The sequence below is a fragment of the Oceanisphaera sp. IT1-181 genome (assembly GCF_033807535.1).
In the GTDB taxonomy this organism is placed as follows: domain Bacteria; phylum Pseudomonadota; class Gammaproteobacteria; order Enterobacterales; family Aeromonadaceae; genus Oceanimonas.
In genome coordinates this window covers 767,037-784,679 of record NZ_CP136856.1, presented here as the reverse complement: position 1 = coordinate 784,679, position 17,643 = coordinate 767,037, and the positions used below count along the sequence as shown (strand labels likewise).

Annotated in this window: 18 protein-coding genes; 4 read left to right on the top strand and 14 right to left on the bottom strand. The window is 50.6% G+C overall.

Annotated elements, in window-relative coordinates; all coding sequences use genetic code 11:
- Window positions 1-399 precede the first annotated feature (399 nt).
- Window positions 400-1,311, bottom strand: coding sequence for a D-alanyl-D-alanine endopeptidase (gene pbpG / locus R0134_RS03580; protein ID WP_319783502.1), 912 nt, complete (start codon window positions 1,309-1,311; stop codon window positions 400-402).
- Window positions 1,312-1,789: 478 nt separating this feature from the next.
- Here pbpG and R0134_RS03575 point away from each other — a divergent pair, with 478 nt between their 5' ends.
- From R0134_RS03575 to R0134_RS03560, 4 genes are all read left to right on the top strand, one after another.
- Entirely contained in the window at window positions 1,790-3,136 is a 1,347-nt protein-coding gene (locus R0134_RS03575) for a hypothetical protein (RefSeq protein WP_319783501.1), read from the top strand.
- Between the two features lie 24 nt (window positions 3,137-3,160).
- The gene (locus tag R0134_RS03570; protein ID WP_319783500.1) at window positions 3,161-5,371 is read left to right on the top strand and encodes an Ig-like domain-containing protein; all 2,211 of its coding nucleotides are present in this window, start codon (window positions 3,161-3,163) and stop codon (window positions 5,369-5,371) included.
- 181 nt (window positions 5,372-5,552) lie between these two features.
- On the top strand, window positions 5,553-5,954 hold the full coding sequence (locus R0134_RS03565) for a hypothetical protein (RefSeq protein ID WP_319783499.1): 402 nt from the start codon (window positions 5,553-5,555) through the stop codon (window positions 5,952-5,954).
- Between the two features lie 55 nt (window positions 5,955-6,009).
- Window positions 6,010-7,332 (top strand): hypothetical protein, encoded by a 1,323-nt coding sequence (locus tag R0134_RS03560; RefSeq protein ID WP_319783498.1) that lies wholly within the window; start codon window positions 6,010-6,012, stop codon window positions 7,330-7,332.
- Between the two features lie 410 nt (window positions 7,333-7,742).
- Here R0134_RS03560 and R0134_RS03555 read toward each other — a convergent pair whose 3' ends face one another.
- From R0134_RS03555 to R0134_RS03495, 13 genes are all read right to left on the bottom strand, one after another.
- Window positions 7,743-8,597 (bottom strand): CsgG/HfaB family protein, encoded by an 855-nt coding sequence (locus tag R0134_RS03555; protein ID WP_319783497.1) that lies wholly within the window; start codon window positions 8,595-8,597, stop codon window positions 7,743-7,745.
- Between the two features lie 39 nt (window positions 8,598-8,636).
- Window positions 8,637-9,038: a curli assembly protein CsgF gene (locus tag R0134_RS03550; protein WP_319783496.1), complete on the bottom strand. Its 402-nt coding sequence runs from the start codon at window positions 9,036-9,038 to the stop codon at window positions 8,637-8,639.
- An 8-nt stretch (window positions 9,039-9,046) separates the two neighbouring features.
- Window positions 9,047-9,547: a curli production assembly/transport protein CsgE gene (gene csgE / locus R0134_RS03545; RefSeq protein WP_319783495.1), complete on the bottom strand. Its 501-nt coding sequence runs from the start codon at window positions 9,545-9,547 to the stop codon at window positions 9,047-9,049.
- A 56-nt stretch (window positions 9,548-9,603) separates the two neighbouring features.
- Entirely contained in the window at window positions 9,604-10,086 is a 483-nt protein-coding gene (locus tag R0134_RS03540) for a type II secretion system protein (RefSeq protein WP_087037324.1), read from the bottom strand.
- Window positions 10,073-10,441 (bottom strand): type II secretion system protein, encoded by a 369-nt coding sequence (locus R0134_RS03535; RefSeq protein ID WP_087037322.1) that lies wholly within the window; start codon window positions 10,439-10,441, stop codon window positions 10,073-10,075. Before R0134_RS03535 ends, R0134_RS03540 begins: the two co-directional genes overlap by 14 nt.
- Before the next feature lie 3 nt (window positions 10,442-10,444).
- The gene (locus tag R0134_RS03530; protein ID WP_087037320.1) at window positions 10,445-10,918 is read right to left on the bottom strand and encodes a type II secretion system protein; all 474 of its coding nucleotides are present in this window, start codon (window positions 10,916-10,918) and stop codon (window positions 10,445-10,447) included.
- A 25-nt stretch (window positions 10,919-10,943) separates the two neighbouring features.
- On the bottom strand, window positions 10,944-12,683 hold the full coding sequence (locus R0134_RS03525; protein WP_319783494.1) for a type II secretion system protein GspD: 1,740 nt from the start codon (window positions 12,681-12,683) through the stop codon (window positions 10,944-10,946).
- A 143-nt stretch (window positions 12,684-12,826) separates the two neighbouring features.
- Window positions 12,827-13,372, bottom strand: coding sequence for a hypothetical protein (locus tag R0134_RS03520; protein ID WP_319783493.1), 546 nt, complete (start codon window positions 13,370-13,372; stop codon window positions 12,827-12,829).
- The gene (locus R0134_RS03515; protein ID WP_319783492.1) at window positions 13,372-13,920 is read right to left on the bottom strand and encodes a GspMb/PilO family protein; all 549 of its coding nucleotides are present in this window, start codon (window positions 13,918-13,920) and stop codon (window positions 13,372-13,374) included. Before R0134_RS03515 ends, R0134_RS03520 begins: the two co-directional genes overlap by 1 nt.
- On the bottom strand, window positions 13,907-14,452 hold the full coding sequence (locus R0134_RS03510; protein WP_319783491.1) for a hypothetical protein: 546 nt from the start codon (window positions 14,450-14,452) through the stop codon (window positions 13,907-13,909). The genes R0134_RS03515 and R0134_RS03510 overlap by 14 nt, the downstream gene beginning before the upstream one ends.
- A gap of 1 nt (window position 14,453) precedes the next feature.
- Window positions 14,454-15,266 (bottom strand): hypothetical protein, encoded by an 813-nt coding sequence (locus tag R0134_RS03505; RefSeq protein WP_319783490.1) that lies wholly within the window; start codon window positions 15,264-15,266, stop codon window positions 14,454-14,456.
- The gene (locus tag R0134_RS03500; RefSeq protein ID WP_319783489.1) at window positions 15,247-16,974 is read right to left on the bottom strand and encodes a GspE/PulE family protein; all 1,728 of its coding nucleotides are present in this window, start codon (window positions 16,972-16,974) and stop codon (window positions 15,247-15,249) included. Before R0134_RS03500 ends, R0134_RS03505 begins: the two co-directional genes overlap by 20 nt.
- 16 nt (window positions 16,975-16,990) lie before the next feature.
- Window positions 16,991-17,548: a response regulator gene (locus tag R0134_RS03495; RefSeq protein ID WP_319783488.1), complete on the bottom strand. Its 558-nt coding sequence runs from the start codon at window positions 17,546-17,548 to the stop codon at window positions 16,991-16,993.
- Window positions 17,549-17,643 lie beyond the last annotated feature (95 nt).

The window sequence follows — 17,643 nt, the reverse complement described above, 5'->3', positions numbered from 1 at the left end:
AGCGAGAAACCCTAGGCTAAAATAGCGTAGTTTCAAAACCGACAGAAGAAGTGTCTGTGGCCATCATCGAGTCTTTTGTGTTAGTCGCATTCCCAGTGCTGGTGAAAATAGGCGGCTGCGCAAATCGAACTGGCTACTCACCCTCTGGCTACTTAGTCGCGGTTGGGTTTATACAAATCTCAGTAAGAAAGTAATTTAATTACAAAACCGTATCGAAGTCTTATCTTTTGTAGTTGCCGGTCTCTTTGGTAAAGAGGACTTCGACAGTCCTGCGTAGCAGGATAATATGATGAGTTAGTTATACAGAGTGGTATTAGCTAATTTACACGCCGTAACCCAAGGCTACGGCGAGGAGCGGTTCTTACCGAACAGCCATTGGAAGGTTTAGGGACGTTATATTTATCTGCCATTTGCCACAAAAGCCTGATTTTGGCGTTCCTGCTGCTTGGCTTTCTTGTAGTTGAGCGCCGCAGCCGGTACTGGCGTTACTATGCCGGTTTCTAACCATCTTTTTAGACGATTAGCATCGGCCATATGAGTGTATTTGCCAAACGCATCCAGCACCACAAACGCGACAGGGCGCTGATTCATTTCGGTGCTCATCACTAAGCAATGCCCTGCACTGTTAGTGAAACCGGTTTTACTCAGCGCAATATTCCAATTGTCCTTGCGGACCAAGCCATTAGTATTACGAAAACCCAGAGTGTAATTAGGGTTAGTAAAGGCGACGATTTTCTCATCCATAGTGCTGAACATGCGGATCAGTGGGTAGCTATTTGCCGCTTTGATCAGCAACACTAAATCATGGGCACTGGACACATTTTTTTCCGATAAACCCGTCGGTTCAACAAAGGCGCTATGCTGCATTCCCAGAGCGTGCGCCTTGTCATTCATGGCTTGAATAAATGCCGCATGCCCGCCACGGTAATGGTGCGCTAAACTAGCCGCAGCGCGGTTTTCTGACGCCATTAAGGTGATCAGCAATAAATCATGGCGACTCAGCTCGCTGCTAAGGCGCACCCGAGAAAATACCCCCTGCATCTCTGTGGTATCACTAATGACAATTGGCAGTTTTTCATCGAGCGACTGCTGCGCATCAATGGCAACCATAGCCGTCATTAATTTAGTCACAGAGGCAATGGGGGCCACAAAGTTTTCGTTGTTAGCGTAGAGAATTTCATTGGTTTTTAAATCCACCAGTAATGCGCTACCTGCGGCAAGATCTTGTTGGACGGTACTGCTTTTCAGTGGTGTCGTTGCAGCATAACTGTGGCCTGTATAAGCGGAGCCAGCCAATAGACAAGTAGTCAAAACAGCAGTTTTAATTAAGTTAGAAATAATCACAGGCGGTACTCAAGATGAATGGTTTGCGCTGTTACACCTAGCTAACCTTCCCTGTCGCTAGCAACAATATGACCACATGATGACATACTCGTTGCTCTGCCCCTAGCTGCTATCAGCTATTAAAGTACATGGCTCTTTAAGACCCAAGAAATAAAAACAGAATCTGAGCCGAGCTTCTGATTCATCAAGCCAAAATTAGTGGCCTAGTAATCATCAAAATTCCCCCTTTCTCTTACGCCCGCTCACCCAAAAATACCCAATGCTGGGTATATTTCCCCAAATATATATATCACCAATACACATACCCCCTCACTAATGCCCAATCTCTGCGCTATTTGTACAAAAAAAATTCTGGTATGGATATTGCTCCTTATGCTTGAACCCTCTTTGCAAGTGAGTCGGAAACAAGGATGAGGGACACCGTTCATGGCTGGAGGAAGAACAGATGCAAAACACCATTGTTAATACCGCAACCTCGCTGCTACTCGTCATGGTGGCGAGTCAGTCGGCGCAGGGGGCATTGAATGCCGTAGACCCTGGGCCTTATGTGCAGGCAAACGGAGGCTTTGCCGCTTGGTATCAAGATACCCACGGGCGAGCACTCGACCTGTGCCTGTCCAAGGCAATCAGCTCACGCGCCCCGGGGACCCCAGGCGCGCCCTCCTATATGTGTGGACTGCTATCCGAACCTGGCTTCGATACTACCCAAGCGGTCAATTTTCCCACTAACTTTCCGGGCGAAGCCTTCTGGTTTACCGGTGATGCCAGCATAGTGGATGCGACTACGGGTATCGATTTAACCTACGTTTCGGCTCTGGAAGCCGCCTTTGCCGCCGAGGAAGTGGCTGAAGGGGATCAAGTCAGCTTTGCTCGTATTCGTATTCGGGTCGATGTACCCACCGCCGGTACTTACATAGTCACCCACCCTTACGGCGTCGAGATATTCGAGGTGGATGTAGCGGGTGGAGGGGCCATCAACATGACCCGCGATATCGGCATAGGCACGCCCCAAACCTATGACGGTGCCCTGACCGGTGATGTGGGACCTTTTCTGCGTAGCGTGAACGGCCCCTATAGCGAAACCAATCCGCTCACCGGCCTAGTTGAAAGCTTTATCGGTGATCCCAACTTGGAAGAAGAAGTCACTGGCAGCCCCTTCGATACCAACTTCATTCGCATTCAGGGCCCGGGAGGAATCGATTTACGCACTGACTTGTTCGCCGTGATGGGAAAACTGTCGACCATCAACCTGACCACCCCGGCCAAGGTCGAACGCGCCACCTACTCCCGCAAAAATGTAAACAGCGGCGTGGTTGCCCAGCAGGATGTGTTTCTGCAAGCCCCGCCACCACCGGCTAGCGCCAGCTTTACTGACTCGGCCGATGTCAGCATAGAGATGACTGAAGCTAACGCCACCGGCAATTGGTATGGTCAATCGAGCACCAATCCCTCCACTCTGCCGGTCACCCTGAACCTGACCGCCGACAACCAGCTGGCCATCCCCAACAGCACGGCAGCCACAGTCACTACGCCCTTAGTCGATCTGGTGCAGATCCACAGTGCCACGTACAACCTGGCAACCAGCGAGATCACTATTACCGCCAGCAGCAGCGACGAAACGGCATCGCCGACACTGACCGTGTTCGGCAACGGTGACGAAATCGCAGAGCTCGTTGGAGCCGGGCCAATCAAGTCGCTCACCACCGACCTCGGGCCCATTCCGCCTGCCCAGATACGGGTGGTATCGGCCAACGGCGGCAGTGATCTCGAAGAAGTCATTATTCAGCCCTAAGTATCCAGTGAGCCAGGAGGCATTATGAACAAATGGACAAGAACAATCATCACACCCATAGGGCTGTTTGTCGCCACCGTTGGGCCGGCTCAGGCCGCGCTGTCGGTGGTGGCCCCAGGACCTCATACGGCCATATCCGGCGGTTTTCCGCTCTGGTATGAGGACGAAAATGAAGTGCAGTTGGAGCTGTGTAGATCCAAAGCCGTCAGCGGGGGCACTGCCGGTGCCTACATGTGTACCTTAAATCCAGAACCCGGGGTATTTGACGATGCCGACCCGCTGGTTTTCCCGGGCAACTGGCCCGGCGAGCTGTTCTGGTTTCTGGCCGAAACCTCCATCCCCGAAGGTGCAGTCCCCGGCTATGAGCTCGAGGTTTATGTTGCGGCACTGGAAGCAGCCTTCGCCGCAGAAAACCCCAAAGCAGGAGATCAAGTGGGCTTTGCCCGTATTCGTATCCGCGCCTCGGTGCCAGTGGCGGGTACCTACACTGTCACCCATCCTTACGGCGTCGAAACCTTCGTGGTAGACGCAGCCGATGTCGGCAGACGGGCTATCAATATGACCCGTGATATCGGTATCGGCACGCCTGGCGACTTCACCGGCGCTCTCGGGGGAGACATAGGCCCCTTCCTGCAAAGTCTGAATGGCACCTATACCGAGACCAACCCGGAAACAGGGGTAACAGAAACCTTTATTGGTAACCCCAGCGTGACCGAGCCCGTCATCGGCAGCCCCTTCGATACCAACTTTGTGCGCATCGATGGTCCGCCGGGGATAATTCAAAATAATGATTTTACCCTCTCCGGCAAGGTACGCGACTCGGTCCCCTCGTTACCACTGGAAATCGAGCGAGCCAGCTACCAACGCACCAACGGGCAGACCAACATCGAAGTCTTCGCCAGCTCATCGGAAGATGCCGAGGTCTGCTACCGCGAAACCCTGGCGCTGGTCGATGGCGACCCTTGCCTGACCGACCTTACCCCTGATAATAACGGCCGCTTCTTCGTGCAGCAGTCCCCATCAGCTGAGTTGCCGTCCTTGATCGTGGTGACCGCCAGTTCGCCAAACGGCACACCCAGCTCCCTGTCCAGCGAGTTGATTGATATCGTCAAGATCAATAGCGCTACCTATTCGTGGGATGACAACACACTGCGCATAGAGGCGACATCAAGCGATGAAACTCAAGTACCGGATCTGGTGGCCACCGGCTTCGGTAGGTTGAGCAAATCTTCTAACCCGCAGACGCTGACCATACTTAATTTGAGCCAGCCCCCTGCCAGCATCAGGGTACAGTCCGCCGCTGGCGGCTCGGATATTGAGATGGTTACTGTGACAGGTAGCGCTCCTGATATACCCGATAATCAGTTACCTCTGGCTCAAGCCGACAGCGGCACCACTACTGTAGGCGTACCGCTAACACTGCAGTTACTGGCTAACGATAGCGATCCCGATGGTGATACCCCGCTCAGCATAGTGCAACTGACCCAACCGGCCGTCGGACAAGGCAGTGTCGCGCTGAATGGCAGCACTTCTGTGGTCTATACACCACCGACTACCACCAACAACGCCCCATTGGTCGCGACCTTTACCTATCGTGCGCAAGATAGCCGCGGCGGTCTCTCTGAGCCGGCAACCGTCACTGTCACCGTGGGTGCAAACCAAGCCCCGATAGCGGTAAACGACGACGCCGCAACACTGGGCATTCCACTTACCATCACGGTATTAGCTAATGACAGCGATCCAGAAGGCAACACACCGCTTACGGTGGTCAACCTGACACAGCCAACTACGGGGCAAGGTACAGTCTCTACCGACGGCACTACAGTGTCTTATACCCCTCCAACCTCGGTTACCAGCGCGTTTACCGCTAGCTTCACCTATCAAGCGCAAGATTCGCTAGGCGCTCAATCGGCACCGGCTACCGTCACCGTATCGGTATCACCACCACCGAATACGGCTGAAACGCTGACAGTGACCGAGGCAGAGGCGAGAGGAAGACGAAATAGGCTCACTTGGAGCATTCAAGGCCAAACCTCATTAGCAACAGGCAATACCATTACCGTCGAAGTATCGAGTATTGATGGCCCCGTCATTTTGGGTACAACAACACCAACTCCCACAGGAAATTGGCGGCTGGCAGCTCGGACCGATGATTTGGTGCTGATCGCTAATCCCACTGCCACCATAAGGTCGGCCTTCGGTACCGTCACTACGGTCCCAGTGAACGTTCAATAGCCTGTTCCCTGTCTTTGCAAGGTTGCAAAGGCAGGTTTTACTACAAGGAAAGTAGGCAAAAATAAAAATCAGAAGGATCTGACTCATGCTACGACTATTGGATTGGCGGCATCATTATACCAGGATTGCGCTGGTTCTCTGTCTAGGCTTGATCAGCGCTACGTCGCAGGCGGCTGATTTGATGGACAATTTTGATTTGTTTGAACAGACCAACTTACTGATGCCAGAAGGGCTCGAGTTCAGCAGCACTACAACGGCACAGTTGGCAGTGCGCCAAGTAGGTCAAAACAATTTAGCGCAGCTAAACCAATCGGGCCAATCCCTGCTGGGGAGCATAGTTCAGGTTGGCACTGACCAAGAAGCTTATATCTTGCAACAAGGAGGGAATCAAATGGCAATTATCGATCAGTCTGGGTATGGCAATTCAGCCTTAATTTCACAATCGGGTGCAGATAACCAAGCGGTGATAATACAAGCTGGTATCAACAACCGCGCCCGTATCGATCAGTCAGGAGGGGGGCTGCGAGGCAGCATTACGCAATACGGTAATAACCAAAATGTGCAGGTTAACCAGTATCAATAGTAGCAACTGCGCTCATTTGTCAGGGACGCAAATAATACTTTCAGGAGATAATACCATGTTGAATATAACCCAACTCAAAATCACACCCATCGCGGCCGCTATAATGACACTGCTTAGTGTTCAGGCTCTCGCTAACGACAGTACATCTAACCAGAACCAATATGGTGATGGCAACATTGGCCTTGTTACACAGAGCTTAGCCAGCTTCAGTACCGCTACCCAGGCACAAAATGGTACGACTAACTATGCAGGTGTCGAGCAGATAGACGACATGAATAGTAACTCATTACAAAATCAGTCAGGAACGTTAAACTCAGTTCTTAGCATCCAACGAGGCAGCGATACGGGGTCGTCTTCGCAAACTCAGGCTGGTTACGGTAACGATGCACGGAGCTGGCAACAAGATCAGGTGGGCAGCTACGCCACTGCCGAACAATATGGTAATAGTAACGACGCTTCCATTTATCAGGAGCAGACCGCAGCCAGCAATGCTTACATACACCAAAGTGGTAATAGCAACCGAGCGGCGACGTATCAAAAATATGAAAACAGCAACATTAATCTGCAACAATCAGGTGAATACAACGATGCCTATGTTGAGCAGTATGATGGTATGGATAACAGCGCCAATATAGTACAGTCAGGTATCGATAACTATGCGGAAACCTGGCAGGAGGAACAGCTGGCCAGCGTCTCATACATCAACCAGCAAGGTGTATATAACGATGCTATCGTTGACCAGCTGGTCGGTGAGAATAATCTAGCGACCATCTGGCAAAGTGGCGGTCAAAACGGTGCGCTAGTCGAACAATTCGATGCTACAGGAATGAACGCTTACGTTAGTCAAAACGGCAGTCTCAACCTCAGTTTTATTCAACAAGAAGGTGTGAACCATAACCTGACCATTACCTCGAACGGCACTGGTAACGAGCTTTATGCTGGTACCGAGTATGATGCTAAGGAGGGAGGCCAGTATGGTATTAACCAAACAGCCAGCCTGACCCAGAACGGGGTTGATAACAAAATAAATCTCAGCCAGACCGGCAGCTATAACGAATTGTATTTCACCCAAAATGGTACAGGTAATACGCTGACTTCCAAGCAACAGGATGGCGGTAACCTTGCATCGGGTTACAGCGTCGGTACCGATAACAGCGTGGACCTAGCTCAGTCTGGTAGCGATAATATTGCTTGGGTTGAGCAGCAATATGGCGATAACAACCTATCTCAGATCTCTCAATCTGACAGTAACAACTACGCATCCACCGTTCAGGGCGGTTCCGGCAACCAAGCCTATATCACCCAGTCTGGCTACAACCAAGCCGCCTACATTACCCAATACGGTAGTGGTAACCTGGCAACCAGCAACCAAAACTAAGAAAACTCTTACTTTACGCCGTCCTGAAGGGCGGCGTTTTTTTATGCCGGATTTATTGCTGGAGGTAAAGGCCATGTCTTCCTTCTTGCTCTCCACCGCTACTTCTACCCATAGTTCTCCCTGTTAGATGTCACACAACTTGACCCAAGTTGGCTTCAGCTCAGCTTATGTTTTAAGGAAATGGCCTGCAGGTACGCTACGCCCTCCCCCTACTGGCATACAACAACCAGGGGCAAAGCGCGTCAGTTCCGATAGTTATATCTACTCAGAATGGAACGTCAGCTCGCGAGCATCAATGACACCACGGCGCATGCAGAAGCCTGAAACTCATATAATCGCATTAAAGTTAGCCATGTATGCCGTACTTTACATACTGCATACATGGCTATCGTCTCAGTGAAGAGGACTTGTTAGATACGTGCGGGGCTCATTGGCATTTCACGGAGATATTTAGGTAATGATGATTGCTCAAAGCTGCTTTCATCACCCACTTGCCACAAACGCTGTTCAATACCCTGCGCCACCAAATGAGCTACCGCCGACTCTATCGCCGACAGCACACATAGCTGCGCCGGTTCATTAGTGGTGTAACCTACTTCGGCTTCTAATAGCTCTTTGAACTCGATAAATTTGAACACGCCCGCTTGGCGCCCTACCGAATAAATGGTTTTACTGGTCATCACATTGGCCAGCATCCGGCCACTGCGCACATCCACAGCCCGCAGATTAACCGTAACCTGATCTACTCGATATTCATGAGAAATGCTGATCCCAAGATATGCCGCGCCTTCTCCACCACTGCGCACGTTAGTATCGTAGGCGACAATACCGCCTTCCAGTAGTATATTAGCGGCTTGCAAAGGTGGCAGTTCATCTTGAATATTAATCGGCGTGTTGGGCTTACTCTGAGAGGCGCGGATGATCTTGCGCTCGGTTAGTACGTTCTGCAGTCCTTCTCGCTCCAGCACGTGAAACCAGCCACTGGCTTGCATCGCATCCATGAGCATACTGGCAGCACCTTGAGTCACACTGGTAGAGAAAGAGCTGGCCGGTGTCGGTTTGTACTGACCGGTCTGATCACGAAAGCCATAGACAGCGGCGACTAATCGCCCCTTAGGTTTTGGTAGTGCCAATAAATCATAATAGGTCGACGCTCGGGGCGTTAACGTCGGCATTTCCGGCTCTATTTCTGCCGGCATCGGCTCACGCAACGCACATCCGGATAACGCCACTGATACTAGAGTCAGTATAATAAATTTGTTCATGGGCTCGACATCCTTGTGGGTCTTGAACTGCCTGTAGACTTAGAAATTGTTAACGATAACTTCCGATACATCACCGGTCACTCGGTCGGTGATTATAATAGTCAAAATACCATCAACGTCCTCAAGGTTTATGGTAAACGCATCCGTGGTCAGGCTGCCGAAATTTTTTTCCTGAATATTGGTTAATAACTGCGATAATAAGCGCGACTCCAGCTGAGAGGTAAAACGCTCCAGCGCCGTAGGTGTATTATTTCTCACTCTGTCTTCTAGATCTGGGTCTTTGTACTTATTCTGGGCTTGAGCATTACCCAGTAAAAAAGAGCCGTTTAAAGGACTCCCGCCAAAGGTGGGATTGATGGGTGTGTAAACCAACTCGCTGGCCTGAATGGCGCTCGTAAAAAAACTGGCGGCTAGCCAAAGACCGACAGAAGTAAATGTCATGTTTGCCTTCATAATTCATCCCTCTCCAAATCGAATGTATCCTGAAACATATTTTCTAGCTTCTGCCGCGCCACTTCATCACGTATTAGATCCGCCGCTTCATGAGCAACCGACTGCAACTGCGAAGTATTAGGAGCCAGAAAATTACGATAAAGCGTGCGCCCTTCATACTCCACCCACACCAAGCTCCCCCAACGCGCTGAAGGTCGTTCACGTACCACCAGATTAAAGTCCATTTGACTCGTATCTCGTAAACGTTCAGTAAAATAACGATAAAACTCATGACCTACACGGGAGATGCTGTTATCGACGATGAATCCCATCATCTCGTCTTCATTCGCGTTAACCCCACTCGATAGCAGCATCAACATTACTCCCATGAGCAAGGTTCGGTTTCCTTTGCGCATGACACCCTTTCTCTTCCCTCTGTACCCCACCGCAATGCCAAGGCAAGCCCCACGATCCTGTACGCTGAAAGCTTCTGACTTGCTGCACGCCTGACGCTCCATCTTGCTCTCCCTAAATGATAAATTGACATTCCATTGCCCAACCCTGCAGTGCTATTTCAGTGCGTTAAAAACGATTTTTCCGCAACAAACTGCCAATCCCGATAGCTGTTCATATGCTCGAATTCACTCCATTGGGCGGGAAAGTGAGCCTGCATTAACGGCTTGGTCTGTAAGCGGCTATACACGCCGGCAATACGACCATCCACAGACAGAATCAATCCCCAGTCATGGCTGCCGGTCATGGGATCCGGATAGAGGCGGCGCAGGTGGCGATGAACTTGGGGAAATCGAGGATCCTCCAATAAATCTTCCAACCGTTGTGGGTACAGAGCCACCCCCGGCGAGCTGCGATAATAGCTACGCAACGCCTGCGCGTATTGAGTGCCCACCCAAAGTAATTCCCGTTCTTTGGCACGCAAGCTACCCAGTGACCAGAGCTGTCCGGTTCCTGCCAGTGCCAACCCCATCAATACCACCAGAAATAGCACTCCTATATAGGTAAACCCCTGTTGTGTGCCAGAGCCATTACCAATGTGCATACTGACTTCCATCCCGGGCTTGGCCGGGGGCGCCACTTTTAATATCCCACACTCCATCACCTTCCGGCGGGGGCACTATTACCCACAAATCACTGCGTTCGGTAATAGGATCCTGCGGTAACTTGCGTAGATAACGCTGTTCCACCAATTGCTCTATCGAGTCTGGATAACGGCCAGTGTCACCATAATATTGATCGAGCGCCTCGCGCATTACAGATAAGCTTTGACGGAGCGTGGTCTCCTTCGCCTTTTCCAGACTGGTGAAATAACGCGGTCCTGCCACTGTCAGCAGCATGGCGATAATGCCCATCACCACCAGCAGTTCAATCAATGTAAAACCTCGGCTTCGTTTCATAAGTCACCATGCCCGATAAGGAACACCATTGAGCCCTTGCCCCCGAGCCAATGAATACACATCGAAGACATCATCTCCAGATCTGGGATCTTCTGCTGGGCTATCATAGGCACGCAGCCCCCAGTGTTCGGTTACTTGTCGTTGCTGATCAGCAAAAGGATCTCTCGGTATGCGCCGTAAAAAATATATTTTCCCACCTTTGACATCTCGCACATCTCGTACGCCTTCCACCAATATTTGCAGAGAGGGCGGATAACCACTTTCATTCGCCGCCGTTTGGATATGCCCCGCCGTTGCCGCCATCTTGTAGGCATCAATGGCATCACGCAGCTGATATAAGGCCGTTCTCAACTCCTGCTCATGGCCACGACGGATCACAGTTTCTGTCATAGGTAACGCCATGCTGGCAATTAACGCGACCAGTGCCATGGTTATCACCATCTCAATCAGTGAAAAACCTCTCGATCCCTGTGACATAACGCCTCCTAAAAACCGGCGAACACTATTCTGTATCACTGAAAAATACCGGCACCACCACGGGCTGTAGCTGCAAATGGCTCTCGGTACCGCTCGCAAACTCCATGTCACTGGGGCTTCGGTATGGCAAATTACGCACGATGCGCGGAGTAATAGACAACACCAATTCAGATTTACCAACGATATCCTGGTTACTGCCAAACAAGCGCCCCAAACCTGGTACATCCCCAAGTCCTGGAACCTTATTGCCGCTGGAAGAATGATCATTTCGCATCAAACCTGCCAGCAGTTGCGTTTCACCATCGCGTAGTCGCAAGGTGGTGGTCGCATTGCGCGTGTCTATTTGCACGGGAATAGTGCCGGTATTGGTGGGCCGTAGCGGCGTGGCATTACTCACCTCTAGGGATATTTTTATACCCACCTCATCGTTAAGATAGATAGTCGGCTGCACGTCCAATTTCAAACCTACATCCAAATAGGTGATACTTTCGGTAATCACTGGGCCTTGTGTGGAGGGTGTTGAAGTAGCACTGACAATGGGGACGCGCTGACCGATATGGATTTTAGCCTGCTCTTTGTTGGTGACCCGGATCACCGGACTGGCCAAGGTATTCACATCTTTATCCTGCGCATTAATCTTTAACTGAGGAGAAGGTGAAATACTAATGCGCCCCGCATCTATGCCACGCAACTGATCCAAGATCCTGATATCTGAGCCATCATCGCTGAGCACACCAAAGGTATTGGGCCATTGCAAGCCCAGATCCAGAATGCGCTGCTGGGAGACCTCCATTACTTCCAGCTCCAGCACCACTTCTGGGCTCGCCTGATCCTGCGCCAACAACAGCATCTCAGCCATGCGTACTGCCTCCGCCGAATCTCGCATAGTCAGCGTGTTGAGCCGCTCATCGATAAAAACATCGCGGGTTTTAAGCATGGTCTTGATTAAATTGAGTGCCGAGTTGGCATCGGTACTGGTCAGATAAAAAGTGCGCATTACCAGCTCTTGGTAATCTTTCAGTTTTTGTGGCGAGTCAGGGTAAATAAGAATGGTGTTATCGTTGACCACCTTCTGGTGCAACTGATTCTGTTGCAATAACAGGGAAACAGCATCCTCAATACTCACCTGTCGCACAAATATAGAAGCCTTGATATCCGGCCTTATATCTTTATCAAAGATAAAATTCATACCCGCCGTACTGGCCAAAACTTCGAAAATAACCCGAAGATTGGCGTCTCTGAATTCCAGCGTCACTGGACGGTTTAAACGTGAACGCAACTGGGGATAAGGCGCATAAGTACGTGCCTTGATCGCCTCAATATTGCGCTGTAATTGCTGCCCGCCTTCATGTTTAGGATCCAGCGCAAAAATTGCTCGCATCTGTTGTTCGGCGCCACTTAAATCACCGCGCCGGAGTGCGGTTTGTCCATTGCGCAGCATATCGCCGATGTAATGCATCTGATCTAACTGACGCAAGCCTTCTTCGGCTCTGGCGTTATAAGAATCAATACCCAGTACTCGCTGATAACCAAGTCGTGCCGCACTAAAGTTTCGCCCATGAATCGCCAGATCAGCTTGGCTTAACAAAGTGGTTAATACTTTTTTACGCTGGGTAGCCAGCGTAAGTTGTAACCCAGTGTCTCTTGGTGCGGCGGCGGCACTCTGCTCCAACATCGCCAGTCCATCTTCGTACTGGCCAGATTCAATTAATGTCACCCCTTGATGTTTAGCCGAACCTGCACATGCGGCCAGCAAAATCAGCATAGGCACCATAACTAGCCAGTAGCGCCACGAATATCTCACCAGTAACCTGCTCACCCATCTCTGATCTCCAGTAACTGATATCACAGTCGATAAATACATACGGTCTAACGCCATTCTGTCATCCTTAACTCTGGCGGGTATTATCATAGTTTGCTCCCTACACTCAGAGACTGAGTCACTTGCAAAGGCAAATAGAGCAATGTCATCAAGTTATCGGTGACTCCGTCTACTCGGTACGTACCGTCAATCACATCCCCCACACTAACGACATAAACTTTTTCTCCTTGCTGTAAAAACACACGTACCTTTTGGCTGTCATCCAGTTTGCCGATAAAGCGAAAAGGCAAAGGTGGAGTCATGGGCTTGGGCTGCGGTAGTGGTGACGAAACGGGGGCCACTACCACGGGCGCTCGCTGTGGAGCCACATACCAACTATGAGAGGCAAAAAGATCGGTATTAACCGCTATATTGTGCCCCTTCGCTGTGATCCCCAGCTCTTGCTTGCCGCTCTTTGTCGACTCAGGCCCAGAACGTAATGCAGCTAATTGCCCTTGCTTATCCAACGAGAAATCCGCCTGGGTCACGCCAATTACATCCGTCTTTTCCGTAAAAAAATACTCGGGAATAACGGCAATAATGCCGGCCAAGCCAAAAAAAATTATCCAGTACAGCCGCTTGCGGTTATGCATTACAACCTCGACAAATAAAGCGTCATGCGAATACGGCCCTCGAGTTGAGTGTCGGCAATTTGCTTACGCCTAAAATCCACTTCTTCCAACACAACTGCGGGTAATTCGGCCAATAAACCATGGAGAAAGCGCCGCAACTGAGGATAGCTACCACTCACCGGCAACACTATCTGATAGCGCGCCAGCTGAGTTTTAGGATCCACTCCCAGTGCATATTCACCACGAGACAAAGCAATACGTTCTTTATTTGCTAGCGCGTAGATACGATCGATAGCCGCCGTGGCATCCAGCTGTGCGGGCAGAGTCTGATAAAAATCATCCACTTGCTGCCCAGGCGCCGCCACCGGTAGATCCAGTCCCTGATCCAATCGCAGACGGTATTCAACAGCCTGTGTGGTGCGTCGCTCAAGCCCCGCTAAATGTTGCCGCTGAGGCAATAACACCAAGGCACAATAACCGATAGCCAACAGCAGCAAGAGGCTACCAACCCAGCCCGGCCGACCTAATCGTTGCCACTGCTCTTGCAGGATCAACTTAGGGATACTCATGGTTCACCTCCCAAGTCGCCAATAGGTTAAAACGGATCGGTTGCTCGGCAACGCTTTTTACTATCTCGTGACTGAGCAGAGAAACATCGCTTAACTCATCGCTTTGTTCCAGCTGACGGTGAAAGGCCAGCATGGCCGGCAAGTCACGAGATTCCGCCGAGATTCGCAATTGCCGCTTGTGTGCATCCGGCGCCAGCAGCAACAAAGATACGTTCTCACGTGACACCTTTTCAAGCATAGTCAACAATCCTTCCCAAGGACGATTCATCTGTTCGGAAACACGACGAATTTCTTTCAGTTCTGCTTCTTGAATCACACTTAGCGCAACTGTGCCGGTTCCATTGGCCATGTTATGCCCCGGTAATACCTGTTCAGCCCGAGCCAATTCATGTTGCTGAACGCCAATGGCCGTGGTTAACCGCCATTGGTAGAACAGGCTGACCACAACGACGAGTATGCCCACGACCAACAAGCTCCAGCCCAGCAGGCTGGCTTGGGGACGAGAATGAAAATCGAGTTCGAGTGTGCGCATCTCAGATCACCGCCATGGCCATGGTATATAGATAATCCTCGCTGGCCTCAGACAATGGCAGGCTAAGAGGGTAGGTAGACACTCCACAAATAGGTATGGGGAACGCTTTGACTCGGTCGGGGGCATGAAAATAGACGGGTGCCGCCGACATGCCATCGAGCGCTTGCAACTCAGTTTCTCGCGCAATCAAGGTCCCCAGCGCCTGATCGGAATCAATACTCGACAGCGAACGTACATGGCTCCAATGTCCGCCCTGTGCCAGCAACAAAGTACTGCGCTTGGGTTCGGCTAGGATAAATAGGAAATCCTGCGTTGGCAGTGCGTTAGCGAACCGATTGAATGCGGCCATCAGATAAGGTTGTATCGATCTCAGCCGCCAACCTCTGTCATTCGCGCTCTGCTGCAAACCGGCAATCAAGGCCGCTGGCATCGCCGCGGCTAATCGATCTTGGCCGCTAGCTTGGGGGGAAAAACGAAAATACCACTCATTACCTAAGGAGCCGTAAATCTCTTCAAAACAGATTTCGGCATAACTTTTCAGCTCCCTAAGCGAATCGATTTGCTCACTCCAAGGCAGCAGGCAATAGCGGATAAAATGATTGGAAACCAGTATACAAAGTTCGCTTTTGCGCTGACTCGGCACCTGTTCCAGTAAGTATGTAAGCGCCTCCGTGGCCGCTAACCAGCTCGACCGAGCCTCTTCTTTATTATCAACACGCCCTAGCCACACCAGACCATCCTTGGATCGTCGGCACAAACCCACTCCATCAGCGCCCAAGATGGCGATATAACGTTCAGTCGACAAAAGTGACACGGTTGATCTCCTCCAGAGTGGTTCGTCCCTCACGCACCAGCGCCAGCGCCGAACTGCGCAGCAGAATCAATCCTCGGCGGCAGGCAAGTTCCTTGAGTTCAGCTATCGGTTTGCGGTCAATAATCAACTGGCGTAGCTCGTCATCCAATTGCAATAGCTCGGCGATGGCCGTGCGGCCTTGATAACCGGTACCACGGCAATGGCCGCAACCGGCGCCTTGTACGAAATGAAAATGCTCGACGCTGGATCTGTTCAGACCCGAGGCTTGTAGTTCTTCATCACTAGGAGTAACCGATGCGGCACAGGACGGGCACACCAAACGCAGCAGACGTTGGGCGAGCACCGCATTCAATGCAGACACAAAGCTATAGGGATCCACGGCCATCTGAGTGAAACGACCGATGACGTCAAACACGTTATTGGCATGAATGGTGGTAAACACCAAGTGACCGGTCAGCGCTGACTGGACCGCTATTTGAGCGGTATCGGGATCACGAATTTCGCCAACCATGATCTTATCTGGGTCATGACGTAAAATAGAACGCAACCCTCGAGCGAAGGTCAGTCCTTTTTTCTCATTAACGGGGATTTGCAGCACGCCGGAAAGTTGATATTCGACAGGATCTTCTATCGTGATGATCTTATCTACACCATGATTAATCTCCGTCAACATGGCGTAAAGTGTGGTGGTTTTTCCACTACCCGTGGGGCCGGTAACCAGCACCATGCCATAGGGCTCGGCTGCCAGCCGCCGCAGATGGCGCAGGGTGGTGTCTTCAAAACCTAAGGTGTCAAGGCGAACCCCCTGTGTGCTGTCCGCCAGCTCCTGTTTATCGAGCACTCGCAGCACCGCATCTTCACCAAAAATGCTGGGCATAATAGAGACGCGAAAGTCTATTTGTCGGCCTTTTATTGCAATCTTAAAACGGCCATCTTGAGGCACCCGCTTTTCGCCTATATCTAATTCGGCCATCACTTTAACGCGGGAGATAACTTGTTCGGCAATATCATTACCATGGACTCGGCTGATATTATTCAACACACCATCGATACGGTATTTAATGACCAGTCCCTGACCTGTCATACCGATATGAATGTCACTGGCATGTATTTTTAGAGCATCGTAAAGAGTTGAATTAACCAACTTAATCACCAAGCTGGGATCTTCGCTAATACTGGTCAGCGACAAGTCTTCCATAAAACTGTCGCTTTTATCATGTAGGTCGGCCTCAGCATTCAGAATATCAACGGCCTGATAAGTCTCTTCGTGAAGGGCGAGATAAGCAATCAGAGCGTCTCTGTGCACCAAGTACAAGGGTGCACCGTCCAAACAACTGTCGATCCAAGCGATGCCGGCATCGTCGAACGGATCGGAAAACACCCCCACTCGTTGCTGATCCTGCTTGATCATGACAAACTTTCGTTTGAGCGCTTGCGCCAGCGAAATTCGCTCAAAACAAGGGGGGCATGAAAACAAATATTCACCGTCCAGCACAGGATAATGCAGGGTTTTACCTAGGCTTAGCGCAAATTCCTCCGGCGCTAGCCCCGCCAGCTCTTCCAGTTCAACCAAGAGTTGGCGTCCGCTTGTAGCGGACAAGACTCTGGCCTGACTTAACAACCCGGTATCGAAACGAGGCATGATGGGTATTGCCGACACCGTCAAATTATCTAATGTATGCCCCATCATTAAGGATCGTCTATCCATGACCTTCCCTCACATATTATGTTGGATCATTATTATTGACTGATTCTTTTTCAGCGCTGTTGGCATCTAAATTGTCAGCCTGATCAGACTGACGTCGGTCAGCATATATCCAAGTGCCATCATACATCTGTAACGGAAAGTGGCTGCTTTGATGGCGCCTGCGTTTCGGTGTTAGGCCTGACTGACTAACGCTATCCTGCTTTTGATACTGGCTGGTATTTATTAAGGTTCGAACTGAACACGCCAACTCTGCTAGCGGAAAGGGTTTAAACAGTATGTACTTGACGCCGTACTGAATAGCTTGTGCACTCACTTCACTGCTAGGGTTTCCCGTCATTAATACACAATGACCATGCCAGTATTGGCGGATTTCATCTAATACCTGAAACCCCGGCATATCGGGCAAACGAAAGTCGAGTACGATAATGTCGGGCATAAAACTGCCCTTTATCAGGTTAATAGCACTGGCTCCGTCTCTGGCTATTTGGATGTCAAACTGCTGAGCCTCGAGATAGAGCTTGAGGTTCTGTCCAAAAATAAGCTCATCCTCGACGATCAACACTTTGTTATTCATAAAGTAGAACTCCTAAATTTTTATGGGGATTGTTTTGTCATAAGAGCACTCCAGCCAATATTAATATGCATAATTCACGCCAGAAAAATATAGTT